At 72.2% G+C, this 24356-nt stretch carries 23 protein-coding genes and 3 pseudogenes; 14 read left to right on the plus strand and 12 right to left on the minus strand.

Annotation, left to right across the window (positions count from 1 at the left end):
* The first annotated feature begins 8 nt into the window (after positions 1 to 8).
* Entirely contained in the window at positions 9 to 446 is a 438-nt protein-coding gene (locus OOK34_RS24680) for a hypothetical protein (RefSeq protein WP_267036032.1), read from the plus strand.
* A 696-nt stretch (positions 447 to 1142) separates the two neighbouring features.
* On the opposite strand, the pseudogene OOK34_RS24685 reads toward OOK34_RS24680, so the two are convergent.
* Positions 1143 to 2351 (minus strand): annotated as a pseudogene (locus OOK34_RS24685) (IS701 family transposase).
* 112 nt (positions 2352 to 2463) lie between these two features.
* On the opposite strand from OOK34_RS24685, the pseudogene OOK34_RS24690 reads away from it, so the two are divergent.
* Both OOK34_RS24690 and OOK34_RS24695 read left to right on the plus strand, forming a co-directional pair.
* Positions 2464 to 3393 (plus strand): annotated as a pseudogene (locus OOK34_RS24690) (IS5 family transposase).
* The gene (locus OOK34_RS24695) at positions 3380 to 3913 is read left to right on the plus strand and encodes a hypothetical protein (RefSeq protein WP_267036033.1); all 534 of its coding nucleotides are present in this window, start codon (positions 3380 to 3382) and stop codon (positions 3911 to 3913) included. The pseudogene OOK34_RS24690 and the gene OOK34_RS24695 overlap by 14 nt, the downstream one beginning before the upstream one ends.
* A 493-nt stretch (positions 3914 to 4406) precedes the next feature.
* Here the strand turns inward: OOK34_RS24695 and OOK34_RS24700 are convergent.
* The 5 genes and pseudogenes from OOK34_RS24700 to OOK34_RS24720 all read right to left on the minus strand — a co-directional run.
* Positions 4407 to 4569 (minus strand): annotated as a pseudogene (locus OOK34_RS24700) (mismatch-specific DNA-glycosylase); the annotation flags it as partial.
* Positions 4570 to 4619: 50 nt separating this feature from the next.
* Complete coding sequence (gene purB / locus OOK34_RS24705) at positions 4620 to 6053, minus strand: adenylosuccinate lyase (RefSeq protein ID WP_267036034.1); 1434 nt, start codon at positions 6051 to 6053, stop codon at positions 4620 to 4622.
* Between the two features lie 71 nt (positions 6054 to 6124).
* Positions 6125 to 6907: an SGNH/GDSL hydrolase family protein gene (locus tag OOK34_RS24710; RefSeq protein ID WP_267036035.1), complete on the minus strand. Its 783-nt coding sequence runs from the start codon at positions 6905 to 6907 to the stop codon at positions 6125 to 6127.
* Between the two features lie 49 nt (positions 6908 to 6956).
* Positions 6957 to 7976 carry a hemolysin family protein gene (locus tag OOK34_RS24715; protein ID WP_267036036.1) on the minus strand — a complete coding sequence of 340 codons (1020 nt, stop codon included), beginning with the start codon at positions 7974 to 7976 and terminating at the stop codon, positions 6957 to 6959.
* On the minus strand, positions 7973 to 9313 hold the full coding sequence (locus OOK34_RS24720; RefSeq protein WP_267036037.1) for a hemolysin family protein: 1341 nt from the start codon (positions 9311 to 9313) through the stop codon (positions 7973 to 7975). Before OOK34_RS24720 ends, OOK34_RS24715 begins: the two co-directional genes overlap by 4 nt.
* Before the next feature lie 273 nt (positions 9314 to 9586).
* On the opposite strand from OOK34_RS24720, the gene OOK34_RS24725 reads away from it, so the two are divergent.
* A complete protein-coding gene (locus OOK34_RS24725) occupies positions 9587 to 9772 on the plus strand; it encodes a DUF6126 family protein (RefSeq protein WP_267036038.1) in 186 nt (61 codons plus the stop codon).
* 68 nt (positions 9773 to 9840) lie between these two features.
* On the opposite strand, the gene OOK34_RS24730 is transcribed toward OOK34_RS24725, so the two are convergent.
* Positions 9841 to 10500 (minus strand): class I SAM-dependent methyltransferase, encoded by a 660-nt coding sequence (locus tag OOK34_RS24730; protein ID WP_267036039.1) that lies wholly within the window; start codon positions 10498 to 10500, stop codon positions 9841 to 9843.
* 175 nt (positions 10501 to 10675) lie between these two features.
* On the opposite strand from OOK34_RS24730, the gene OOK34_RS24735 reads away from it, so the two are divergent.
* On the plus strand, positions 10676 to 11245 hold the full coding sequence (locus OOK34_RS24735; protein ID WP_267036040.1) for a hypothetical protein: 570 nt from the start codon (positions 10676 to 10678) through the stop codon (positions 11243 to 11245).
* Positions 11246 to 11287: 42 nt separating this feature from the next.
* On the opposite strand, the gene bioD is transcribed toward OOK34_RS24735, so the two are convergent.
* Genes bioD through bioB form a run of 3 tightly spaced genes read right to left on the minus strand, consistent with a single transcriptional unit; the run spans position 11288 to position 14553 of the window.
* Positions 11288 to 12007 carry a dethiobiotin synthase gene (gene bioD / locus OOK34_RS24740; protein WP_267036041.1) on the minus strand — a complete coding sequence of 240 codons (720 nt, stop codon included), beginning with the start codon at positions 12005 to 12007 and terminating at the stop codon, positions 11288 to 11290.
* 1 nt (position 12008) lies between these two features.
* Entirely contained in the window at positions 12009 to 13343 is a 1335-nt protein-coding gene (locus OOK34_RS24745; protein ID WP_267036042.1) for an adenosylmethionine--8-amino-7-oxononanoate transaminase, read from the minus strand.
* A complete protein-coding gene (gene bioB, locus OOK34_RS24750) occupies positions 13336 to 14553 on the minus strand; it encodes a biotin synthase BioB (RefSeq protein WP_267036043.1) in 1218 nt (405 codons plus the stop codon). Before bioB ends, OOK34_RS24745 begins: the two co-directional genes overlap by 8 nt.
* Positions 14554 to 14731: 178 nt before the next feature.
* Between bioB and OOK34_RS24755 the strand changes: the two genes are divergently transcribed.
* A complete protein-coding gene (locus tag OOK34_RS24755; RefSeq protein WP_267036044.1) occupies positions 14732 to 15904 on the plus strand; it encodes an 8-amino-7-oxononanoate synthase in 1173 nt (390 codons plus the stop codon).
* A gap of 13 nt (positions 15905 to 15917) precedes the next feature.
* Here OOK34_RS24755 and OOK34_RS24760 read toward each other — a convergent pair whose 3' ends face one another.
* Together OOK34_RS24760 and OOK34_RS24765 are read right to left on the minus strand one after the other, a co-directional pair.
* On the minus strand, positions 15918 to 16139 hold the full coding sequence (locus tag OOK34_RS24760; RefSeq protein WP_267036045.1) for a DUF397 domain-containing protein: 222 nt from the start codon (positions 16137 to 16139) through the stop codon (positions 15918 to 15920).
* Positions 16140 to 16151: 12 nt separating this feature from the next.
* Complete coding sequence (locus tag OOK34_RS24765; protein WP_267036046.1) at positions 16152 to 17036, minus strand: helix-turn-helix transcriptional regulator; 885 nt, start codon at positions 17034 to 17036, stop codon at positions 16152 to 16154.
* 197 nt (positions 17037 to 17233) lie between these two features.
* On the opposite strand from OOK34_RS24765, the gene OOK34_RS24770 reads away from it, so the two are divergent.
* From OOK34_RS24770 to OOK34_RS24805, 8 genes are all read left to right on the plus strand, one after another.
* Positions 17234 to 17683: an ATP-binding protein gene (locus OOK34_RS24770; RefSeq protein ID WP_267036047.1), complete on the plus strand. Its 450-nt coding sequence runs from the start codon at positions 17234 to 17236 to the stop codon at positions 17681 to 17683.
* Positions 17684 to 17982: 299 nt separating this feature from the next.
* Positions 17983 to 18285 carry an urease subunit gamma gene (locus OOK34_RS24775; protein WP_267036048.1) on the plus strand — a complete coding sequence of 101 codons (303 nt, stop codon included), beginning with the start codon at positions 17983 to 17985 and terminating at the stop codon, positions 18283 to 18285.
* Positions 18286 to 18299: 14 nt separating this feature from the next.
* A complete protein-coding gene (locus OOK34_RS24780) occupies positions 18300 to 18611 on the plus strand; it encodes an urease subunit beta (protein WP_267036049.1) in 312 nt (103 codons plus the stop codon).
* On the plus strand, positions 18604 to 20325 hold the full coding sequence (locus tag OOK34_RS24785) for an urease subunit alpha (RefSeq protein WP_267036050.1): 1722 nt from the start codon (positions 18604 to 18606) through the stop codon (positions 20323 to 20325). Before OOK34_RS24780 ends, OOK34_RS24785 begins: the two co-directional genes overlap by 8 nt.
* Complete coding sequence (locus OOK34_RS24790) at positions 20325 to 20999, plus strand: urease accessory protein UreF (protein ID WP_267036051.1); 675 nt, start codon at positions 20325 to 20327, stop codon at positions 20997 to 20999. The genes OOK34_RS24785 and OOK34_RS24790 overlap by 1 nt, the downstream gene beginning before the upstream one ends.
* Positions 21000 to 21044: 45 nt before the next feature.
* Positions 21045 to 21731, plus strand: a complete 687-nt coding sequence (ureG, locus tag OOK34_RS24795) for an urease accessory protein UreG (protein WP_267036052.1) — start codon at positions 21045 to 21047, stop codon at positions 21729 to 21731.
* Complete coding sequence (locus OOK34_RS24800; RefSeq protein WP_267036053.1) at positions 21728 to 22513, plus strand: urease accessory protein UreD; 786 nt, start codon at positions 21728 to 21730, stop codon at positions 22511 to 22513. Before ureG ends, OOK34_RS24800 begins: the two co-directional genes overlap by 4 nt.
* 174 nt (positions 22514 to 22687) lie before the next feature.
* Entirely contained in the window at positions 22688 to 24352 is a 1665-nt protein-coding gene (locus OOK34_RS24805) for an alpha/beta hydrolase (RefSeq protein ID WP_267036054.1), read from the plus strand.
* Positions 24353 to 24356 lie beyond the last annotated feature (4 nt).

Below are 24356 nucleotides of genomic sequence, written 5' to 3' on the forward strand. Positions count from 1 at the left end.
CTGACGGTATGACCACGGCAGAGCATCTCGACACGATCGACCGGCTCAGGGCGGAGGAATTCCCGCCCGGGCCGACCGTGTCCGGCGTATACGACAGCGGCCCGGGTTACCACCTCGTCGAGCTCAGCCGGACCCGGGATTTCTGGGACGACGACGGTTCGGGCCGGGAGGAGGCGGCCGAGCAGATCAGCGCCGAGTACGGAGCGCTCGTCCAGGCCGTGACCGACCGGTGGGGGCAGCCGCAGGTCTTCTCCGTCGGCTCCCTGCTCGACCGGGGGTTCGACGGGGAAGAGATACCGGAGCCGTGGGAGCACCTGTGCAACACCACCGACCACGTGCACCTGTGGCGGGCCGGGGACCAGTGGCTGGTGGTGTGCGTGGCCCAGTGGGACAAGGAGTTTCCCTACGTGCTGATGGCAGCGGTCACCGTGGTCGACCCGCCATAGCCGGCGGCGGGGCTCAAGCCGTCTCTTCCGGATCTTGCCTGACCCGCGCCGCCCGGGTGCAGAACACGGGGGCGGGGTCGTCGGGGCATGGGGCACCTCCCAGACGGGGCGCGGACTAGGGAGGTGAAGTGGTCATCGGCGACGGGACAAACGATGCGGGGGCCCGGTTCCCCGAGCTCAGCGCTCGAACTCCGGTCCGGTGGGATGCCCGTGTACGTCCCCCTGACCCTCCAAAAAACGGCTCATGCGTCGACTTGCCATCGGGTACACGGCACGGCAGTGACTTGGGGACGCACTTCCACCCGGGCGATAGCTGGCGAGAACGACAAGACGAGGCGTGGCTTTATCCAGAGTGTCAAATTGACAAGCCTCGATTTGTACACATACAGCTCATGACGTCCCCCGGGTAGGGGGTGGTTCACTTGGGTCATGAATCCAGAGACCGCGAGCCGTCCCGCGTTCGAACTGCGCTGTGGCGGGCTGCACTTGACCGTTCAGCGCGTCCCCGCATGGCTCATCGGGCTCATCACCACAGCGGGCGGTGCGGCTGCAACATGGTGGACAACCCGCCAGTAGTGCTTTGTTAGGTGGTGTCGTAGGGCTGCCAGGTGGGTTGTCGGCAGGTTGGGCAGGTTGGGCAGGCGCCGGTCCAGGTGGCGAGTAGGTGTTGGAGGAGGTCCAGGGCCTGGTAGAGGGTCAGACCCTGGCAGGGGCTTTTGGGCAGGCCCGCTGTTCGGTGAGGAACAGGTGGGCGGCGGTGACGAGGGTGACGTGGCGGTGCCAGCCGGTGAACGAGCGGCCCTCGAAGTGATCCAGGCCCAGGACGGTCTTCAGCTCGCGGTAGTCGTGCTCGATCCGCCAGCGTGACTTCGCCAGGCGGACCAGGTCCTTCGCCGGGATGTCGGCGGGCAGGTTCGAAATCCAGTACTTCACCGGCTCGTCGTGGCCTTCGGGCCACTGCGCTATCAGCCAGCTGAGCGGGATCGTGCCGTCGGCGGCGGGTTTGGGGCGACGGCCGGCGAGCCGGACCCGCAGGAGCACGAAGTGGGAGCTCATCGCGGCTTTGGAGCCCTTGCGCCAGGTCACGGCCCTCCCGCTGGTGCGTCGGGCGGCCATCACGTGATCCCGCAGGGATACCGGCCGGGTCCGGTAGCGCGGTTTCGGGCGCGGGCCGAGGCCGCCATAGACAGGCGTAACCGGTTCGGCGTCTTCGGGATAGGCGGTCATCTTGGCTTTCGCCTGGAGCGCGTAGGCAAGGCGGCGGTCCTCCAGGCCGTGGCGGAAGTCCGCGTTCGCTCCGCAGCCGGTGTCCGCGACCAGCACCGCGGGCCGCAAACCGATGCCGGCGAGTTCGTCGAGCATGTCCAGCGCGAGCTGCCACTTCGGGTGGTGACGCTCGTCCGCGGGAATCCGGCAGGCCTCCCGCCGGCCGGCCGCCTCGGGTCCGTCCCACGACTCGGGCAGGAACAGCCGCCAGGCCAGCGGGCATGAGGCGGTGTCGGAGGCGGCGTGGACGCTGACCCCGATCTGGCAGTTGCCGACCTTGCCCAGGGTGCCGGAGTACTACCGGGCCACCCCGGGCGAGGAACGGCCGACTTTGGGGAAGCCGGTGTCGTCCACGACCCACACCTCGGGCCGCACCGCGGCCACCGCCCGCCACGCCAGCCGGGCCCGCACGTCGCCGACCGGCCAGGTCGAGGACGTCATGAACTGCTGCAGCTGTTGGTGATCGATACCGAGCCGTTCAGCCATCGGCTGCATCGACTTGCGCCGGCCCTCCAGCAGCAGCCCCCTCAGATACAGGGCGCCCTTCCCACGCTGATCCCGCCGCACCAACGGCGCGAACACCTCGGACGCGAACTCCTCCAACTGGCCCCGCACAGCGGCAAGCTCCCCAGCCCTCATACAGCCAGCGAACTACCGCACACTCCACGTGACAAGACCAGCTAACAAAGCACTACTAGGCAGTGTCCGGCGGATCATGTGACTGTCGGGCTGTGTGCTCGTTGTGCCCGGCATGGGGCGGGGTGATCTGACGAATGCCGAGTGGGTCCGGCTGGAGCCGCACCTGCCGGCGTCGGGACAGCGCGGCGGGCGGTGGAACGGTCACCGCAAGGTGATCAACGGGATCTTGTTCCGGGGCCGGACGGGCATACCGTGGCGGGATTTGCCCGAGCGTTTCGGCAGCTGGAAGACCGTCTATGAACGGCACCGGCGCTGGGTCGGCGGACGGCGCGTGGGACCGGATCCTGCGTGCGGTCCAGGCTGGCGCCGACCTCGCGGGCCGAATCGACTGGAGCATGATCAGCGTCGACTCGACGTCCTGCCGTGCCCACCAGCACGCGGCCGGGGCCCGGAAGAAGAAGCCGCGCGTCCCGAAAAAAGGACAACGCCCCGGCACCACCGCCCTGACGAAGGACTCGGACGGTCCCGGGGCGGTCTGACCTGCAAGATCCACCTCGCCGGTGAGGGTGGATGCCGGCCGATGGCCTTCCTTCTCACGCCCGGACAGTGGGGCGACGCACCGCAGATGATCGAGGTCCTCGAAGGCATCCGCGTTCCCCGTCCGCAGGGCGGACGGCCACGCACGCGGCCGGACCACCTCGGCGGCGACAAGGCATACAGCTCACGCCGCAACCGCCGCTACCTGCGAAGACGCCAGATCAAGCACACCATCCCCGAACCGAAGGACCAGCGGGCCAACCGCGAACGGCGCGGCAGCAAGGGCGGCCGGCCCACCGGCTTCGACAGCGAGATCTACAAACGCCGCAACGAGGTCGAGAGCACTATCAATCGGCTCAAGAACTCCCGAGCCGTCGCCACCCGCTACGACAAGCGGGCTTACGTCTTCCACGGCACCGTCAGCACCGCAGCAATCCGCCTATGGCTCCGCCGGCGATACACGAGACACATGGTGGTTCTAGAGTCACCCCGTGGACGTCAATAGCTGGTTCGAGGTCGAGGACCCGGAGGAGTACGGCGAGGAGCCCTGGGACTTCGGCGAGGCCGAACTCGCCTTCCTGGCAGCCCTGCGAGCCCGGGCCGCTGATTGGCGGGTGCCGCGGGCTCCCAGCCAGGTCGGACGGCCCGAAGACGAGTCGTCGTTCCTCGTCCATATCAGCCTTCTCGATGAGGCGCGCCGACTGGTGCTCGCCGAGTGGGCCGTGCACTTTTACGGCACACACGTGCTGGCCGGGAAGGTCTGCGACCAGCTCTTCAACCTTCACGAGTCGCCCGAGCATGGCTTCTTCCGGGCCTCCGGCACGGTCGAGGAGCTCGCGGAACGGTGCGCCGGCTGGTTCGAGAGCCTGTTGAGCCGCCCTGTCGTCCGCGTCGAATGGCCGTTCAAGGACAGGAAGCACGCGACCCACTGGGAGTTCGCCGACACAGGCGAGGTCCTGGCGACGCGCGGCTCCATACCCGCCGACGGCTCATCCCCGGCCCACCGCCTCCCGGTCCGTCCCTGATCCGCCGGACAGGCCCTAGCGGTCACCCAGGTGCCGAGCATGGCCGAGAGTCTTCGCACTGTGGCGCATCCATGTGGTGGTTCACCCGCAGGTGCGCGATCGGCCGACGCCGTGATCGGCGCGTAAGTACGGAGGGGCATAGAAGCCTCCATCTCAGCGGACACATCCGGCGCGTCGCCGGGTTCGACCACCCCGAATGGCCGATAACGTCTTGGCGATCTCTCATCCCGGCATAGCTGCCTTCGGCAGGCGTTGTCGTCTCCTCCTTTCCTTCACCTACGTCATGCAACGGCGCGCGACGGGAGCCAGAGGACATGCCGAACAAGTTCGACGCAGCCCGGAATGAGGACGCAACCATGAGTCGCAGACCAGACAGCATCATGTCACCACCGGCGCTCGAACTCCGCTGTGGCGGACTGCACGTGACTGTTCAGCGCGTGCCCGTGTGGCTGATCACTCTCGTCACTACTGCCACCGGCACGGGAGCTGCGTGGGGGGCCAGCCGGCGGGGAGTGAAGCCCGACAGATGCGGGACCGGCCGGTGGGGGCACCTGCCAGCGGTAGCTGCCGGGGCGGGCGAAGTGGTGGTCCGTCGTGGCGGCGAGGAGACCCCGATTGATGCCGCAGAAGAGCACACGCAGACCGCCCGCGACCACGTCCCGGAGGACGCGGCCGCGGGCGGCTTCGAGCTAGGGGGTGTCCGGGGTCAGAGGATCGACCCCGGGGCGTAACCGGCGGCCTCCGGGTGCTCCTTGGCGATGGCCTCGATACGGGAGACCACGGCGGCGACCTGGTCACCCGCGGCGCCCGTGAAGGAGAGCTTGTCGGCCATGAGGGCGTCCAGCTGCGCACGGTCCAGCGGCATCCGCTCGTCGGCCGCCAGCTTGTCCAGCAGCTCGTTGCGCTCGGCGCCCTGCTCGCGCATGGCCAGCGCGGAGGCGACCGCGTGCTCCTTGATGACCTCGTGCGCGGCCTCGCGGCCCACACCGGCCCGTACCGCGCCCATCAGCACCTTGGTGGTGGCGAGGAAGGGCAGGTAGCGGTCCAGCTCGCGGGCCACGACGGCCGGGAAGGCGCCGAACTCGTCGAGGACCGTCAGGAAGGTCTCCAGCAGGCCGTCGAAGGCGAAGAACGCGTCGGGCAGGGCCACCCGGCGGACGACGGAGCAGGAGACGTCGCCCTCGTTCCACTGGTCGCCGGCCAGCTCGCCCGTCATCGAGGCGTAGCCGCGCAGGATGACCATCAGGCCGTTCACACGCTCGCAGGAGCGGGTGTTCATCTTGTGCGGCATCGCGGAGGAACCGACCTGGCCGGGCTTGAAGCCCTCGGTGACCAGCTCGTGGCCGGCCATCAGGCGGATCGTCTTCGCGATCGAGGAGGGGGCGGCGGCCAGCTGCACCAGGGCGGTGACCACGTCGTAGTCGAGCGAGCGCGGGTAGACCTGGCCGACCGAGGTGAAGGCCTGGGCGAAGCCGAGGTGGGAGGCGATCCGCTGCTCCAGGTCGGCCAGCTTGGCGGCGTCGCCGCCCAGCAGGTCGAGCATGTCCTGGGCGGTGCCGACCGGGCCCTTGATCCCGCGCAGAGGGTAGCGCTCGAGGAGGTTCTCCAGGCGGTCGTAGGCGACCAGCAGCTCGTCGGCGGCGGTCGCGAAGCGCTTGCCCAGGGTGGTCGCCTGCGCGGCGACGTTGTGGGAGCGGCCGGCCATGACCAGCTCGGCGTGCTCGCCGGCCAGCTTGCCGAGGCGGGCGAGGACGGCGACCGTGCGGTCGCGGGCCAGCTCCAGCGAGAGCCGGATCTGCAGCTGCTCGACGTTCTCGGTGAGGTCGCGGGAGGTCATGCCCTTGTGCACGTGCTCGTGCCCGGCGAGGGCGTTGAACTCCTCGATGCGGGCCTTCACGTCGTGCCGGGTGACCTTCTCGCGCTCGGCGATGGAGGCGAGGTCGACCGTCTCCAGGACGCGCTCGTAGTCGGCGAGGGCGGCGTCGGGGACCTCGATGCCGAGGTCCTTCTGGGCGCGCAGCACGGCGAGCCACAGCCGCCGCTCCAGCGTGACCTTGTACTCGGGGGACCACAGGACGGCGAGCTCCGCGGAGGCGTAGCGGCCGGCCAGGACATTGGGGATGCGGGGCTTGGCTGTCACGTGTAGGGATTCTACTTGGGCCACCGCTGTGCGTTTACGCAGGTAGGGGCGGCCCCTGGGATTGTGCCTTGCTACGAGAGCGGCGCCGTCCCGTGCGGCAGCAGCTCCGGCCGCTTGGCGGGGCGGCCGTCCCCGGAGGAGCGGCCCGTCAGCCGGCGGCCGATCCAGGGGAGCAGGTGCCGCCGGGCGAACCGCAGGTCCTCGGCCCGGCGCGCGGGCCAGCCCGGGGGCGCCGCGGGCGGCAGGGCGGCCCGCCAGTCCTCCTCGGCCGGCAGCCCCAGAGTCTGCCAGACGGCCTCGGCCACCCGGCGGTGCCCCTCCGCCGTCAGGTGCAGCCGGTCCACGTCCCACAGGCGCGGATCCCCGAGCACGGGAGCCCCGTACAGGTCCACCAGCAGCGCCCCGTGCCGTGCGGCGAGCTCTTCGAGGATGCCGAAGAGCTCCTCCATGCGCGGCCGGAAGCGTTCCATCACCGGGCCGTTGCGGCCGGGCGAGCGCATCAGCACCAGGTGCTTGCAGGAAGGGGCCAGGAGTTCCACGGCGCTCTCCAGATGGCCCCGGACCCGCCCCATGTCCACCTTGGGGCGCAGGGTGTCATTGAGCCCGCCCACCAGGGCGACCACGTCCGCGCCCATCGCGGCGGCGGCCGGGGCCTGGTCCTCGGCGATCTGCCCGATCAGCTTCCCGCGCACCGCCAGGTTCGCGTAGCGGAAGCCCGGCTCGCGCGCGGCGAGCCGGGCGGCCAGCAGGTCGGCCCAGCCCCGGTAGGAGCCGTCCGGCAGCAGGTCCGACATCCCCTCGGTGAAGGAGTCGCCAACCGCGACGAAACTGTTGTACGAGGCATTCATCTCCATGGCGCAGAGATGTTACCGCGCGGTACAGCGTGCTTCCCAGGGGGTCTTCCTAGGCGGAGGCGGGCCGGCCGAACAGCTCGCGCAGCACGTCCTCCATCGTCACCAGACCGGCCATCGCCCCGTCCGCCCCCAGGACCGCCGCCAGATGCGTCCGGCTGCGCCGCATGGCGGTCAGTACGTCGTCCAGCGGGGTCTCCGCCGTCACCTGCGCGATCGGGCGCAGCGCGGACTGCGGGAACGGTTCCTCCCGTTCCACCACGTCCAGGGCGTCCTTGACGTGCAGGTAGCCCAGGATCCGCTGCTCCCCGTCGACCACCGGGAAGCGGGAGTACCCCGACTCGGCGGACAGCGCCTCCAGACCGGCCGCGGTGATGCCCTGCCGGGCCGTGACCACCCGGTGTGCGGGCAGCACCACATCGGCGACGGGGCGGCGGCCCAGCTCGAGGGCGTCGTGCAGCCGCTCGCTCGCCCGGTCGTCGATGAGCCCGGCGTCGCTGGAGTCCTTGACGATCCGGGCCAGCTCGTCGTCCGAGAACGTCGCCGAGACCTCGCTCTTCACATCCACCCGCAGCAGCCGCAGCAGGGCGTTGGCGAAGGCGTTGATCGCGAAGATCACCGGCTTCAGCGCCCGGGTCAGGGCCACCAGCGGCGGCCCCAGCAGCAGGGCGGTGCGCACCGGCTCGGACAGCGCCACGTTCTTCGGCACCATCTCGCCGAACAGCATGTGCAGGTACGTGGCCAGCGCCAGCGCCACCACGAAGGAGATCGCGTGCGTCACCCCGGACGGCACCCCGACGGCGTCGAGCAGCGGGGTCAGCAGGTGCGCGATGGCCGGCTCGGCCACCACGCCCAGCACCAGGGTGCACAGGGTGATGCCCAGCTGGGCCGCCGCCATCAGGGCCGATACGTGCTCCAGGCCCCACAGCACCGAGCGGGCCCGCCGGTCGCCCTGCTCGGCGTACGGTTCGATCTGGCTGCGCCGGACCGAGATCAGCGCGAACTCCGCGCCGACGAAGAAGGCGTTCACGACCAGGGTCGCCAGGCCGATCAGAAGCTGGATCACGGTCATCGGGTCCCCTCCCCGCCCTCGTCACCGGCGGACCCGGCCGGCTTGTGCAGCAGCACACGGGCGGCCCGGCGCCCACTGGCGTCGACCACGTCCAGGTGCCAGCCGTCCAGCTCCAGGCGGTCGCCGACGGCCGGGATCCGGCCCAGTTCGGTCGCTATCAGCCCGGCCAGGGTCTCGTACGGGCCGTCGGGCACCCGCAGCCCGATCCGCCGGAGCTGATCGGTGCGCGCGGCGCCGTCGGCGGAGTACAGGGCCCGTCCGGACTCGTCCGTGCCGGCCGGGGCCAGGTCGGAGGTCTCGTGCGGGTCGTGCTCGTCGCGCACCTCGCCGACGACCTCCTCGACGATGTCCTCGAGCGTGGCCACTCCGGCCGTGCCGCCGTACTCGTCGATGACCACGGCCATCGTCTGCCGGCCCGACAGCTGGTCCAGCAGCCGGTCCACGGTCAGTGATTCCGGTACGAGGAGGGGCTCGCGCAGCAGCTGCGACACCGGATGGCGGTGGCGCTCCTCGGCGGGCAGGGCCAGGACGTCCTTGATGTGGACCGTGCCGACGACGGTGTCGAGGCTGCCCCGGTAGACGGGGAAGCGCGACAGCCCGGTGGCCATGGTCGCGTTGGCCACGTCCTCGGCGGTCGTCTGCACGTCGAGGGCCGTGACCTGGACGCGCGGGGTCATCACGTTCTCCGCGGTCAGGTCGGCGAGGTTCAGGGTCCGCACGAACAGCTCGGCGGTGTCCTTCTCCAGCGCGCCCGCCTTGGCGGAGTGCCGGGCCAGGGCCACCAGCTCCTGGGGGCTGCGGGCGGAGGCCAGCTCCTCGGCGGGCTCCATGCCGAACCGCCGGACCATGTGGTTGGCGGTGGTGTTCAGGTGGCTGATCAGCGGCTTGAACGCGCGGGAGAAGACCCGCTGCATGGTGGCCACGCGCTTGGCGATCGCCAGCGGCGAGGAGATCGCCCAGTTCTTGGGGACCAGCTCGCCGACCACCATCAGGACGACCGTCGACAGGACGGTGCCGAGGACCAGGGCGGTCGAGGACGCGGCGCCGGCCGACAGGCCCATGGCCTCGAACGGGTCCGTGAGCAGGGCGGCGATCGAGGGCTTGGAGATCATGCCGATGACCAGGCCGGTCACGGTGATGCCGAGCTGGGCGCCGGAGAGCTGGAAGGTGAGGCTGCGGACGGCGGCCAGGGCGCTGTCGGCTCCGCGCTCGCCCCGCTCGGCGGCCCGTTCGAGCTCGCTGCGCTCGACGGTGGTCAGCGAGAACTCGGCCGCGACGAAGACACCACAGGCAAGGCAGAGCAGCAGCGCCACGACGAGCAGGCGTACCTCGGTCATCGGTCGTTCACCTCCGTCCCATGGTCGGACAGGAGGAGGGGGGCCGCGCGACGTCGCGTACGGGGGTGTCGGGTACTGGGAGGCTCGCCCATGGGCGGACGCTCACACCTTTCGTCTTCGATCGGGAGGGGACGGTCTCCCACAGGGTAAAGGAAAGGCAAAGGGGGTGGCTCGTTCTTTTGGGCGAGCGACCTCTGGGGTGGGCGAGCGGGGAGGGGGCTAAACTTGCAGAGTTATGCAATTCACCAGTTTCCTGATGTGGAGCTCTCGGCCATGAGTGACGACACGTCTGCCACGTCCGACACGTCCGACACGGCGGCCCGGGTGGATCGGGCGGATCGGGAGAAGTGGAAGGAGAAGGGCGTCGCGCTGCGCGCGTTCTTCTACATCTTCGGCACGCACGTGTTCGCCGGGTTCGTGTACCTGCTCTTCTACCTGGGCCAGCACGCCCAGAAGTGACCGGGGCCGGGCGCGGCGGATGGCGACGAGGCTGGCCGGGTCGTACGGCCTGATCCGACGGAGACGGCCTAGTCGTCGGAGCGGCGGGCCGAGCCGATGACGCAGTACGAGGTGGGCAGTGCCGGGCCGCGCTCGGGCAGGCGGAAGGAGCGGTGCGAGACGATCCGGAAGCCGGCCGCCTCCATCGCGGCGAGCGGGTCACGGGCGGTGTGGCAGCCGCCGAACAGGCGGGGCCACAGCGTCCGGTCCAGCGCCCGCTGGACGGCGGCCATGCCCGGCCCGGGAGCGAGCCCGTGCTCCAGGAACCGCAGCTCGGCGCCCGGGCGGAGCACCCGGTGCAGTTCGGCGAGGGCGCGCGGGAGGTTGCGTACGGTGCACAGCACCAGCGAGGCGACGCCGACGTCGAAGGCCTCGCTCTTGACCGGGAGCGCCTCGGCGACACCCGGTACGAGGTCCACCGGAACCTCGGCGCGCAGCGCGGCCGCGGCGGCGAGCCGGCGCAGGGTGCGCTCCGGCTCGATGGCGACGACCTCGGAGACGGCTCGCGGGTAGTGCGCGAAGTTCAGGCCGTTGCCCGCACCGATCTCGATGACCCGGCCGGACACGCCCTGAAGGAGTTCGCGGCGCAGAGCGCTCATCCCGGCGCGGGTCTCGGCTGCGGTGCTCGCGCGGGCGTAGAACCGGGCGAAGTACGGGTGGTGCACCGGGTCGGGGGCAGGTGTGGGCATGGCGGGCCTCCGGGCGCGGATCGGCGGCGGACGGACGACACGGCTGCGCGTGCCCTTCGGGGCTGTTCCCCACCGGGGCCTTCCCCGAAACCGGTCCCTCACGCGCGGCGGCAGCGATAATCGGCACCCCGGTACACCGCAGTCGGGCCGGCCCGGACCAGGAGAGTGGACAGCTGTGACATCCCGTAAGGCCCCCGCCCGAGGTGCGGCAGCCGCCCTGATCGCCGCCGCGGCGGTCCTGCTGACCGGCTGCGGCTCCGCCCCCGAACCGGCCCCCCGGGCCTCCGCGTCCGCGCCCGCCGCCGACCCCAACGCCGCCTTCCTCGCGGAGGTGGCCGCGCGCTGCGCCGGGGCCACGGCCGCCCCCACGAAGGCGGGGACCGACGCGGCCCCGCAGGACCCTGAGGCACGCAAGTACGCGGAGAACCACGCGTACAGGCAGCAGACGGAACTGAGCCCCCAGGCGCGGTGCCGGGGTGAGGCCCACGCCGCGCGGATCAGGTCGGCGCTCGTCGCGGCGGCCGTGACGGACTCCGCCCAGCTGGCCGGGCTGCTGCGCGGGCTCGGCTACCCGGCCGGCAGCGGTGAGGTGTACGAGGCGGGCGGCGCCGGCGGACCCGGCTTCGCGCTGCTGATCCCCGGTACCGGCCCCTGCGTCTCGGGACGGCCCGGCGCCCCCGCCCGGATCGAGGCGCACGGGGTGTACGTGGAGGGCGGCTGCAAGGAGCCGGCCGGGGGCCACTGACCCCCGCCCCCCGCTCCTCAGCCCCCGCCCCTCACCCCCGCGTCAGGCGGGCCACTCGGCCAGGAAGGACTCCGCCGACCAGGTGCCGTCCAGCGGCGCCGCCAGCCAGCCCGGGGCGGCCGCGCGGAACGCGCCGGGCTCCAGCCCCCCGGCGCCCTCCGGCACGGCCCCCAGCAGCGGGAGCCCGGAAGACTTCGGGAGGTCGGCCAGGTTGCAGCGGGAGGCCAGGTCGGGCGCGGCGGGCCAGCTGCCGACGACCACCCCGAGCGCACGGATCGCCCGGGCCGCCAGGGCCTCCGCGGTCAGGGTCGTGGAGTTCAGGGTGCCGAGCCCCGGCGGCGCCACCACCAGGACCGGAGCCGCCAGCAGGCGCGCCGCGTCCGCCAGGGTGCGCCCGTCCTCGTCGAACCGTACGAGCAGCCCGCCCGCGCCCTCCACGAGCACCAGGTCGTGCTCGGCGGCCAGCCGTGCGGCCGCCTCCGCGATCCGCTCCGGGGTCACCGCCGGCCGCCCGGAGCGCCGCGCGGCGGTGTCCGGGGCCAGGGGTTCGGGGTAGCGGGCCAGTTCCAGCGGGGTCACGGCCGGGCCGGCGAGGCGTACGGCCTCGGCCGCGTCCCCGGGCTCGTCCGGGCCGACCCCGGTCTGGGCGGGCTTGAGCACGGCCACGGAGCGGCCGGCGGCCACGGCGGCCGCCGCGATCGCCGAGGTGACCACCGTCTTGCCGATTTCCGTGCCGGTGCCCGACACGACGAGTACGGACATCTCAGCCTTCCTGCGCCGCCGCGACGGCCGCGCGGCAGATCCGGGCCACATCGGCGTCGCCGGTGACGAACGGGGGCATCGTGTAGATCAGGTCGCGGAACGGGCGCAGCCAGACGCCCTCCCGGACCGATGCCCGGGTGGCCGCCCACACGTCGACCGGGTGGTCCAGCTGGATCACCCCGATGGCGCCCAGCACCCGTACGTCCCGGACCCCGGGCAGCCCGGCGGCCGCCGCGAGGCCCTCGCGCAGGCCGGCCTCGATCCGCTTGACCTCGCCCGCCCAGTCCTGGCCGAGCAGCAGGTCGACGGAGGCCAGCGCCACGGCCGTGGCGAGGGGGTTGCCCATGAAGGTGGGCCCGTGCGCGAGCACCGGGACCTCGCCCCGGGAGATCCCGTCGGCGACCCGCTCGGTGCACAGGGTGGCCGCGAGCGTGAGGTAGCCGCCGGTCAGCGACTTGCCCAGGCACATCACGTCCGGGGTGATGCCCGCGTGGTCGGCGGCGAAGAGCGCGCCGGTCCGGCCGAAGCCGGTGGCGATCTCGTCGAGGATCAGCAGTACCCCGTACTCGTCGCACAGTTCGCGCAGCACCCGCAGGTAGCCGGGGTTGTGGAAGCGCATGCCGCCCGCGCCCTGCACCACCGGCTCCACGATCACCGCGGCCAGTTCGTCCGCGTGCGCGGCGATCAGGGAGCGCAGGTGGGCGGTGTACGCCGGGTCCACGGGCGTGTCGAAGTCCCCGGGCGGCGCGTCGGCGAAGACCTGCCGGGGCAGGTGGCCCTGCCACAGCTCGTGCATGCCGCCGTCGGGGTCGCACACGGCCATCGGCTGCCAGGTGTCGCCGTGGTAGCCGCCGCGCCAGGTCAGCAGCCGGGTCTTGCCGGTGCGGCCCAGCGAACGCCAGTACTGGAGGCACATCTTGACGGCGACTTCGACGGACACGGAGCCCGAGTCGGCGAGGAAGACGTGCTCCAGCCCCGGCGGGGTGATCTCGACCAGCCGGGCGGCCAGCCGGACGGCGGGCTCGTGGGTGAGCCCGCCGAACATCACGTGCGACATCCTGCCCAGCTGGGCCGTCGCGGCCTCGTTCAGCGCCGGGTGGTTGTAGCCGTGGATCGCCGACCACCAGGAGGACATGCCGTCGACGAGCTCCTCGCGCCCCTGGGCGGGGGCGGCGAGCCGCAGCCGGACCCCCGAGGCGGAGGAGACCACGAGGGTCTCCTGCCGCCCGGGCATCGGTCCGTACGGGTGCCAGACGTGCTGCCGGTCGAGGGCGAGCAGGCCGGCCGTGTCCGACGCGGGGTCGAGCGGGTCGTGCAGGGGGAACGGGTCACGCATTGGGGGCGATGTCCGTCCCCGCGCCGCGACGGCGTACCGCCACCAGGTCCGGACGCACCTCGCCGGCCTCGGCCTGGGCGGGTGCGGGCACCGGGGTCTCCTCGGCGTGCCCGGAGCAGCCACCGCAGGCCGAGCCGCAGCCGGCGGCCCCGGCCTCCGGCGCGGATCCGCACATGCCGCCCGCGCGGGCGGCGGCCGCGGCGTCGGCCCGGTGCGCGGGAAGGGTGGTCGTACCGGCGCCCTCCACCTCGAAACCGGCGTCCGCGATCATGTCGAGGTCGGCCTGGCCCGCCTGGCCCTCACTGGTGAGGTAGTCGCCGAGGAAGATGGAGTTGGCCACGTGCAGGGCGAGCGGCTGCATCGAGCGCAGGTGCACCTCGCGGCCGCCGGCGATCCGGACCTCCACGTCGGGGCAGACGAAACGGACCATCGCCAGGATCCGCAGGCAGCGCTGCGGGGTGAGGTTCCACTCCTTGGCGAGGGGGGTGCCCTCGAAGGGGATCAGGAAGTTGACGGGCACCGAGTCCGAGTCCAGCTCGCGCAGCGAGTAGACGACGTCGACCAGGTCCTCGTCGCTCTCGCCCATGCCGGCGATCAGGCCGGAGCAGGCGGACAGACCCGCCGCGTGCGCCTTCTGTACCGTGTCGACGCGGTCCGCGTACGTGTGCGTCTTGGTGATCTGCCCGTACGTGGACTCGGAGGTGTTGAGGTTGTGGTTGTAGGCATCCGCACCCGCGTCGCGGAGCTTCTCGGCCTGGCCGTCGGCGAGCAAGCCCAGACAGGCGCAGACCTCGACGCCCTCGTTCTGCTCCTTGATGGCGGCGATCGTCTCGCCGACGCGGGCCACGTCCCGGTCGGTGGGACCGCGTCCGCTCGCCACGAGACAGACCCGCTTGGCGCCGCCGGCGACGCCGGCCGCGGCGGCCTGGGAGGCCTCCTCCGGCTTCAGCCAGGTGTACTTGAGGATCTCGGCCTTCGACCCCAGGCGCTGGGAGCAGTACGAGCAGTCCTCGGGGCAGAGCCCCGACTTCAGGTTGACCAGGTAGTTCAGCTTGACGCGGCGCCCGAACCACTGGCGGCGCACCTTGCCGGCCGCGGCCACCACGTCGAGCAGTTCGTCGTCGGAGGTCGCCAGTACGGCGAGCGCCTCTTCGCGGGTCGGCAGCTCGCGCCGCAGTCCCTTTTCCACCAGGGTGTTCAGCAGGTCCATGCGCCCGATCCTGTCCCACGCGACCACTCCCGGCCAAGGAGAGATCGGACAACATGGCCTGAAGGGAGTGTGTGGATCGCCACACCAGCCCCTCGGGTCACGGCGGCTAGGGTCGAGCAGATCTGTCGACTGCCGACAAAACGCGAGCCACGATGCGAGACACGACCCGAGGACGCCGATGACCCAGCACACGCCGGAACCCGAGGACGTCTTCGCCTGGATCGACGACGCGGAGCGCGTCCGCGAGCAGGCGGGGCTGGTACGGACCCTGCGCCCGAGGCCCGCCTCCTCGCCCCTGCTGGACCTGGCGAGCAACGACTACCTGGGCCTGTCCCGGCATCCCGAGACCGTGCGCGGGGCCTGTGAGGCGGCCGGGCGCTGGGGTGGCGGGGCCACCGGGTCGCGGCTGGTCACGGGCACCACCGAGCTGCACGCCGAACTGGAGCGGGAGCTGGCCGCCTTCGCCGGCTTCGAGGCCGCCCTGGTCCTTTCGTCCGGATATGCCGCGAACCTCGCCGCAGTGACCGCGCTCAGCGGCCGGGGCACGCTCGTCGTCTCCGACGCCGGGAACCACGCCTCGATCGTCGACGGCTGCCGGCTCTCGCGGGCCGAGGTGGCGGTCACCCCGCACAGCGACCCGGAGCCGGTCCGCAAGACCCTGGCCGCCCACGGGGGCCGCGCCCTGCTGGTGAGCGACTCGGTGTTCTCGGTCGACGGGGACGCCGCCCCGCTCGCCGCCTACCACGCCGCCTGCCGGGCCGCGGGCGCCGCCCTCGTCGTGGACGACGCGCACGGGCTCGGGGTGCTGGGGGAGGGCGGCCGGGGCGCGCTGCACGCCGCCGGGCTTGCGGGCGCGCCCGGGGTGGTCGCGACGCTGACCCTCTCGAAGTCCCTGGGCAGCCAGGGCGGCGCGGTGCTGGGGCCGGCCAAGGTGATCCGGCACCTGGTCAACACCGCCCGCGCCTTCATCTTCGACACCGGGCTCGCCCCGGCCGCCGCGGGGGCCGCGCTGGCGAGCCTGCGCCTGCTCCAGCGGGAGCCGGAGCGCGCGCACCGGGTCCGGGAGGTGGCCGCCGAACTGTACGGGCGGCTCACCGCGTCCGGCCTGACCGCGGCCCGGCCGGACGCGGCCGTGGTGTCGGTACGGGCCCCGTCGGCTCCGGCGGCACTGCGCTGGGCCGCCGACTGCCGCGAGGCAGGTCTGTCCGTGGGGTGCTTCCGTCCGCCGTCGGTGCCGGACGGCATCTCCAGGCTGCGGCTGACCGCTCGGGCCGATCTCACGGGGGACGAGATCAGCCGGGCCGTCGGTACGGTCCTGCGGACCGCTCCGGCCGGAGCCACGGACCTCTAGGCTGGGCGTCACGTCACACGTGCACGTCCGTCCGTACGGAGGCGAGGAAGCCGTCCCAGGCCGGCCCGGTGAAGAGCACGGCCGGGCCGTCCGTCCGCTTGGAGTCGCGGACGGCCAGCAGGCCGCCGGTCAGGGCGGCCGCTTCCACGCAGTTGTTCATTCCGGTGCTGCGGCTGCTCCGCCGCCACCGCGCGCTGTTCAGAAGTCCGCTGGTGGATAAGGGGGTTGCGGACACGGGGGTGCCTCCTTACGCGTCGTCAGCGAGTGAGCTGATGAGATCCGACGAGTCACGGGGCGGGAGGGCGTGCGCCTGGATGGTGCGGAACGCGGCGCTGTACGCCTCTAGGTCTTCCTTCCGCTCCAGATAGAGGCTACTCGTCAAATGGTCGAGCACCACCACATCCAGATCGGCGATGTTCGGAAATGAGAAAATGACGAACGGTCCTGTCAGGCCGAGATGCCCCCCCACGGTGAACGGCAGCACCTGAAGCCGCACTTGGGGCAGCCGCGCCACCTCCACCAGATGCCTCAGCTGCTCCGCCATCACCCCCGGCCCGCCGATCTGCCGGCGCAGCACCGCCTCGTCCAGTACGGCGCTCAGCTCCAGCGGCGGATCGGCCCGCAGCACCGCCTGCCGCGCCAGCCGTACGTCGACCAGCGCGTCCACCTTCGGCTCCGGCAGCCCGCCCAGCGCGGCCCGGGTCACGGCCCGCGCGTACTCCGGGGTCTGCAGCAGACCCGGCACCACGGAGAGCTCGACCGTCCGCGCGGCCCGGGCCCCGGCCTCCAGGCTGATGAAGTCCCGGTACTCCTGCGGGAGCAGGCCCCGGTAGTCGTGCCACCACTGCCGCCCGCGCGCCGAGTCCCCGCTCGCCGAGGGGCCGGCCGCCGAGGCCCCCAGCGCCTCCAGCAGCGCGCGCTGCTGGGCGCTCACCACGTCCCCGTAGGCGTCCAGCAGCAGCCGGATGTCCTCCGTCTTCACGCCACTGCGGCCCGTCTCGATCCGGCTGACCTTCGACTGGTGCCATCCGACGATCCGGGCCACCTCGCCGCTGGTGAGTCCGGAGCGGTCGCGCAGCGCGCGCAGCTCCTCGCCGAGTTTGCGCCGACGCACCGCGGGACCGTGCTGCATACCCGCTCTCCTTCCACCGGCACACCTCGCACCAGTTTGCCGTCCAAATACGCTCTTCCGTAGCAGAGTTCACCGCATTGAGCGACAGATATATGCATATCTTGGGGGAACGGCGGATTCGGCGGCACGATGGGTGGCACTCTGGCGCTCAGCGTAGATCCGGGGCGGCTGCGCCCCGGTGGGAAAGGGACGTCGCCATGGCAGATCAGCTGGAAGCATCCGTCACTCTGCCGAGCGACCCGGTCTCGGTCGCCGCCGCCCGCCGCTACGTGGCGCAGGTACTGAGCGACTGGGGACTGCCGGAGGACGCCGACACCGCGGACACCGTCCGGCTGATCGTCTCGGAACTCGCCACCAACTCGGTGCAGCACACCTTCGGCCAGTCGCCCACCTTCACCGTCGACGTCCGCCTCGAACGCGAGGAGTGGCTGCGCGTCGGGGTGACGGACAGCCATCCGCGCTGGCCCAGGCGGCTCCCCGCCGCGGTCCAGCAGGACAACGGCCGCGGGATGGTCATCATCCGCTGGCTGGCGGCCGAGGCGGGCGGCCGGCTCTCGGTCAGCCCCACCGAGGACGGCGGAAAGACCGTGTGGATCGCCCTGCCGTGGCCGGCCGGCGCCTCCGCCAGGACCCTCAGGGGCTGTTGAGCCCACACGGCCGCCGTATACGACCGTTACGCCGGGCCGGGCCGGCGGTTGAACCGGGTGCCTTCCCGAAACGTGGATTAACTCGGCGGAAAACTACGAGCCCTAGGGTGTGGGCTTCGCGGTCTTCCGCCAATGATCACCCACGTGCCGGTAAAGCGGCGGTGATCGGGACGGAAAGCCTCGCCCTGCGTTGGGCAAGACATGCTTGGCATGGATATGTGCAGGTCAACAAAGTGTTGACGGCCGATACGGTCGCCCCGGCGCGATGAAGACCATGTCCCGGAAGCTGGTGATACAAGGTGCAATTGACACCACATGAACAAGAGAGACTCCTGATCCACGTCGCTGCCGACGTGGCCGGGAAGCGCAGGGCGCGGGGGGTCCTCCTCAATCACCCCGAGGCCATCGCCCTGATCACCTCGCACCTCCTCGAAGGAGCCCGGGACGGGCGGACCGTGGCCGAGCTGATGGCGTCCGGCCGCACCGTGCTCACCCGTGCGGAGGTCATGGAGGGGATCCCCGAGATGATCCACGACGTCCAGGTCGAGGCGACCTTCCCCGACGGCACCAAGCTCGTCACCGTCCACGACCCGATCGTCTGAGGGAGAGCAGCCGCATGATCCCCGGCGAGATCGTCCACGGGGAGGGACCGGTGCTCCTCAACGAAGGCCGCACCGTCACCCGCCTCACCGTCCTCAACGCAGCCGACCGGCCCGTCCAGGTCGGCTCCCACTACCACTTCGCCGAGGCCAACCCGGGCCTCGACTTCGACCGGCGGGCCGCGCGCGGCCAGCGCCTGAACATCGCCGCCGGCACCGCCGTCCGCTTCGAGCCGGGCATCCCGGTCGCCGTGGAACTCGTACCGCTGGGCGGACTGCGCACCGTGCACGGACTGCGCGGGGAGACCGGAGGGCCGCTCGATGGCTGAGATCCCGCGCCAGGTCTACGCAGACCTCTTCGGGCCCACCACGGGCGACCGGATCCGGCTCGCCGACACCGACCTCTTCGTCGAGATCGAGCGGGACCTCAGCGGCGGACCCGGCAACTGCGGGGACGAGGCCGTCTTCGGCGGCGGCAAGGTCATCCGCGAGTCCATGGGACAGGCCCGCACCACCCGGGCCGAGGGCGCCCCCGACACCGTGATCACCGGCGTGGTGATCCTCGACCACTGGGGCATCGTCAAGGCCGACCTCGGCATCCGCGACGGCCGGATCTGCGGCATCGGCAAGGCCGGCAACCCCGACACCATGGACGGGGTGGAGCCCGCACTCGTCATCGGCCCCGAGACCGAGATCATCGCCGGCAACGGGAAGATCGTCACCGCCGGGGCCATCGACGCCCACGTGCACTTCATCTCCCCGACCGTCGTCGAGGAGGCCCTCGCCTCCGGCATCACCACCCTCGTCGGCGGCGGCACCGGCCCCGCCGAGGGATCCAAAGCCACCACCGTCACCCCCGGACCCTGGCACCTGGCCCGCATGTTCGCGGCGCTGGAGGCCTACCCCGTCAACATCGGCCTGCTCGGCAAGGGCAACACCATGTCCCGCGAGGGCATGCACTCCCAGCTGCGCGGCGGAGCACTCGGGTTCAAGATCCACGAGGACTGGGGCTCGACCCCCGCCGTCATCGACGCCTGCCTGAGCGTCGCCGACGAGACCGGCGCCCAGGTCGCCATCCACACCGACACCCTCAACGAGGCCGGCTTCGTCACCGACACCCTCGCGGCCATCGCCGGGCGCACGATCCACTCGTACCACACGGAGGGAGCGGGCGGCGGCCACGCACCCGACATCATCACGGTGGTCTCCGAGCCCCACATCCTGCCCAGCTCCACCAACCCCACCCGGCCGCACACCGTCAACACCATCGAGGAACACCTCGACATGCTGATGGTCTGCCACCACCTCAACCCGGCCGTCCCCGAGGACCTCGCCTTCGCCGAGTCCCGGATCCGGCCCTCCACCATCGCCGCCGAGGACGTACTGCACGACCTCGGCGCCATCTCCATCATCTCCTCCGACTCCCAGGCCATGGGCCGGGTCGGCGAGGTCGTGCTGCGCACCTGGCAGACCGCCCACGTGATGAAGAAGCGGCGCGGGTTCCTGCCCGGCGACGGACCCGCCGACAACCACCGCGCCCGGCGCTACGTCGCCAAGTACACGATCAACCCCGCCGTGGCCCAGGGCCTCGCCAAGGAGATCGGCTCGGTCGAGGTGGGCAAACTCGCCGACCTGGTGCTGTGGACCCCCGCCTTCTTCGGCGTCAAGCCCGAGGTGGTCGTCAAGGGCGGACAGATCGCCCACGCGCAGATGGGCGACGCCAACGCCTCCATCCCCACCCCGCAGCCGGTCCTGCCCCGGCCCATGTTCGGCGGCATCGGCCGCGCACCGGCCCTGAACTCGCTCAACTTCACCGCGCAGGCCGCCCTCGACGACCACCTGCCCGAACGCCTCGGCCTCGGCAAGCAGTTCACGGCCATCGAGAACACCCGCAAGCTGGGCAAGGCGGACATGCGCAACAACGACGCCATGCCGAGGGTGGAGGTCGACCCCGACACCTTCACCGTCACCATCGACGGCGAGGCGGTGGAACCGGCGCCCGCGGCCGAACTGCCCATGGCACAGAGATACTTCCTCTTCTGATGAGCCTCGCCGCGCTGCTCGTCCTCGCGGACGGCCGCTTCCCCGCCGGCGGACACGCCCACTCCGGCGGGGCGGAGGCCGCCTGCAAGGCGGGCCGGATCCACGACGCCGCCACCCTGGCGCAGTTCTGCCGGGGCCGGCTGCACACCGCCGGGCTCACCGCCGCCGGGCTCGCCGCGGCCGCCGCCCTCGGCCTCGACCCGGCGGAGCTCGACGCGGCCGCCGACGCCCGCACCCCCTCGCCCGCGCTGCGCACCGCCGCGCGGCGGCTCGGCCGGCAGCTGCTGCGGGCGGCCCGCGCCACCTGGCCCGCCGCCGAACTGGACGCGCTGGCCGCCGCCTTCCCGCGCGGGGCGCACCAGCCCGTGGTGCTCGGCCTCACCGCCCGGGCGGCCGGGCTCGGGGCCCTGGACGCCGCGCACGTGGCGGCGTACGAGAGCGTCAGCGGGCCGGCCACGGCGACCGTACGGCTGCTGGGCCTGGACCCCTTCGAGGCGAGCGCCGTACTGGCCCACCTCGCGCCCGAACTCGACGCCGTCGCCGCCCGGGCGGCCGAGGCCGCCCTGCTCGCCCGCACGGAGGGCGCGGACGCCCTGCCCGCGGCCTCCTCCCCCCTGCTGGAGATCGCGGCGGAGGTCCATGCCGACTGGGCGGTACGCCTCTTCGCCTCCTGAGCTCCGAGCGGCCGCTCCACAGTCCACCCCCCAAGGAGACCTGCCATGCACCTCGACCACGATGTGACCTTCCCCCACCGCCACACCCACAGCGCCGCCCCGCTGCGCGCCGACGGCACCCGCCGCGCCCTGCGCGTGGGCCTCGGCGGACCCGTCGGCTCCGGCAAGACCGCCACGGTCGCCGCGCTCTGCCGCACCCTGCGCGCCGAACTGTCCATGGCCGTCGTCACCAACGACATCTACACCCGCGAGGACGCCGAGTTCCTGCTCCGCGAGGCCGTACTGCCCCCCGAGCGGATCAGCGCCGTGGAGACCGGGGCCTGCCCGCACACCGCGATCCGCGACGACATCTCCGCCAACCTGGAGGCCGTCGAGGAGCTGGAGGAGAATGTCGGACCCCTCGACCTGATCCTCGTCGAATCCGGCGGCGACAACCTGACCGCCACCTTCTCCCGGGGCCTGGTCGACGCCCAGATCTTCGTCATCGACGTGGCCGGGGGCGACGACATCCCCCGCAAGGGCGGCCCCGGCGTCACCACCGCCGACCTCCTCGTCGTCAACAAGACCGACCTCGCGCCCCACGTGGGCTCCGACCTGGAGCGGATGGCCCGCGACGCCGCCGAGCAGCGCGGGGACCTGCCCGTGGCCTTCCAGTCCCTGCGCGGCGGCGAGGGCGTGGCCCCGGTGGCCGACTGGGTGCGCGAGCGGATCGCCGCCTGGGCCGCACGGTGACCGGCTCGCCCCACCTCACCCTCCCCCCGGCCGCCCTGCGGGCCACCGCCCGCATCCGCGCCGCCGCCGACGGCCGCGGCGGCACCGCGCTGCCCCTGCTGGCCGGGGAGGGGCCGCTCGCCCTGCGCCGCACCCGGGGCGAGGGGCCCGAGGCGGGGGTGGTGCTGGTCGGCGCGATGAGCGCCCCCCTCGGCGGCGACCACCTCACGGTGGAGGCCGAGGCGGGGCCGGGCGCCCGCCTCGTCATGCGCTCGGCGGCGGCCACCCTGGCCCTGCCCGGCCGGAGCGGGGAGCCCGCGCGGTACGACGTACGGCTGACGCTGGCCGAGGAGTCGGCGGTGCGCTGGCTGCCGGAGCCGCTCGTCTCGGTGCGCGGCAGCGACCTGCGGGTCGCCACCCGCGCCGAACTGGCCCCCACCGCCCGCCTGACGCTGCGCGAGGAACAGGTGCTGGGGCGGAGCGCGGAGGCGCCCGGTCTGCTGCGCAGCCGCCTCACGGTCACCCGGGGCGGCCGGCCGCTGCTGGACCAGGAGCTGTCCTGCGGCCCCGGCGCACCGGGCGGCTGGGACGGCCCCGCCGGAACCGCGGGGCACCGGGCGCTCGGCCAGCTCCTGGTCGTCGACCCGCGCTTCGACCGGGACCCGCCCCCGGCCGCGGTCCTGGGGGAGTTCGCGGCGGCCACCCCGCTGGCCGGCCCGGCCGTGCTCGTGACGGCCCTGGCCCCGGACGCGCTGCGGCTGCGCGAACTGCTCGACGAGGCCCTGCGCACGTACGGCTGGTGACGGGGGGACAGACTCGGGGCGAAAGGGACACCGCTCAGCGGTGCACGCCTTTCCGGTTATCGGGTTGGCAAAGAACTCGACCTTGCTCTGTTGCCGGGTACCGGTCAGACGAAAGGATCCCCCTTGACCTAACCCGGCCGCTCCGGGCGGCACATGACCAGGGGGATCAACCACGTGATACGCACCGCGGCGCTGGGGAGCACCGCCACCCTCATCACCGGCGCACTGGCGGCGGGCCTGCTGCTCGCGACGCCCGCCTCGGCGGCTCCGACCGGCCGTGACAACGGCGGCGCCGAGGCGGTGGGCGTCCAGATCGCCGCCGCCCGCGCCGCGCGCACCGGCGTCGACTGGAAGGACTGTCCTGCCGACTGGGGCTTCGAGAAGCCGATCCAGTGCGGCTGGGTGAAGGTTCCGCTCGACTACTCCAAGCCCTTCGGCAAGACCATCGACCTCGCCGTCGACCGCGCCGTCAGCACGGGCACCAAGGAGGAGCGCCAGGGCGCCCTCATCTACAACCCGGGCGGTCCCGGCGGTTCCGGCATGCGCTTCCCGCGCCGGGTCACCACCAAGAGCCCGCTGTGGGTCAACACCTCCAAGGCGTACGACTTCGTGGGCTTCGACCCCCGCGGCGTCGGCCACTCCGCGCCGATCTCCTGCATCGACCCGCAGGAGTTCGTCAAGGCCCCCAAGGCCGACCCGGTCCCGTCCAGCGAGGCCGACAAGCGCGCCCAGCGCAAGCTCGCCGCCGAGTACGCGGACGGCTGCAAGGAGCGCAGCGGCGAGATGCTGCCGCACATGACCACGCCCAACACCGCGCGCGACCTGGACGTCATCCGGGCCGCCCTCGGTGAGCAGAAGCTGAACTTCCTCGGCGTCTCCTACGGCACCTACCTGGGCGGGGTCTACGCGACCCTCTTCCCGACCCACGTGCGCCGCATGATCGTCGACAGCGTGGTCAACCCGGCGCAGGACAACATCTGGTACCAGGCCAACCTGGAGCAGGACGTCGCCTTCCAGATGCGCTGGAACGACTGGCAGGACTGGGTCGCCAAGAACGACTCCGTCTTCCACATCGGCGACACCCGCGCCAAGGTCGAGGCCAAGTACCAGGAGCTGCGCGCCAAGGCCAAGGCCAACCCGCTCGGCGGAGTGGTCGGCCCGGCCGAGCTGATCGGCTTCTTCCAGGGCGCCCCGTACTACGACTCCTCATGGGTCCCGGTCGCGCAGGCGTTCAGCGCCTACGTCGCCGGTGACGAGAAGCCGCTGATCGAGGCCATCGCCCCGGACATGTCCGACACCAAGGGCAACGCGGCGTCGGAGAACGGCAACGCCGTCTACACCGCGGTCGAGTGCGCCGATGCCAAGTGGCCCACCAGCTGGGCCAAGTGGGACCGCGACAACACCGAGCTGCACAAGAAGTACCCGTTCCTGACCTGGTCGAACGCGTGGATGAACCTGCCCTGCGCGACCTGGAAGTCCAAGCAGAGCACCCCGATCGAGGTCGGTGCCAAGCGCGGTCTGGCCCCGGTCCTGATCGTCCAGTCCGAGCGTGACGCGGCCACCCCGTACGCGGGCGCCGTCGAGCTGCACCGCCGCCTGGCCGGCTCGCGCCTGATCACCGAGCAGAACGCCGGCTCGCACGGTGTGACCAGCCTGGTGAACCCCTGCATCAACACGCGGGTGGACGCCTACTTGCTGACCGGCAAGGTCGACGCCCAGGACGTGACGTGCGGTTCGCACGCCACCCCCGTGCCGCCCGCCCAGGCCACCGCGAAGATGCTCGACGAGGCCCCGGCCGCCGCGCTGCCGGCGCTCGAGGAGCTCCCGGCCGTCCGCTAGGACC

The organism is Streptomyces sp. NBC_00091, assembly GCF_026343185.1.
Taxonomy (GTDB): domain Bacteria; phylum Actinomycetota; class Actinomycetes; order Streptomycetales; family Streptomycetaceae; genus Streptomyces.